Annotated in this window: 1 protein-coding gene; it reads right to left on the reverse strand. The window is 43.6% G+C overall.

Going from position 1 to position 606, the window contains the following annotated elements; genetic code table 11:
• Nucleotides 1–186 precede the first annotated feature (186 nt).
• Nucleotides 187–606: glutathione S-transferase C-terminal domain-containing protein (locus R7190_RS28795; protein WP_318138054.1), on the reverse strand; the 420-nt coding region annotated here is incomplete at its 5' end.

A 606-nucleotide genomic window follows, 5' to 3' on the forward strand; every position in this document is an offset into this window, starting at 1 on the left:
CTCGTAGCCAAAGAAGATGGTCCAGTAAAGGTTGACGGTAAGTTGGTGATGGACATCGTCCGCGCTAAATAAGGCGAGCATATATTTAAAAATTGCCCCTCTTGCTCCTAGTACGTAGCGTAAATAAAAGCCCTTAACAACGCAGTTCGTCGTTGAGGGCTTTTGTATTGGATGAACCGTTACAAACTAACCGATCATTTCTCTTTGGTGAGGAGAACTAAAGTCTAAATCAGGCCCTTTAGGCACCACTTGCGTTGGATTAATCCCTGTGTGACTGAAGTAATAATGGCGCTTAATATGATAGAAATCGGTGGTATCGGCGATACCGTCAATCTGATACAACTCTTTCAGATAACCCTGAATATTGACGTAATCGGCAATGCGTTGTTTATTACACTTGAAGTGCCCAACGTACACGGCATCAAAACGCACTAACGTGGTGAACAAACGCCAATCGGCTTCCGTAATTTTATTGCCTGCTAGATAGCGATGGGTCGCCAGATGAGCATCAATTTTATCTAAGGCCGAAAACAACAATTCAAAAGCCTCTTCATACGCTTCTTGCGAAGTAGCAAAACCGCAACGGTACACCCCATTATTCACGTT

It is taken from the genome of Vibrio sp. 1078-1 (assembly GCF_033340475.1).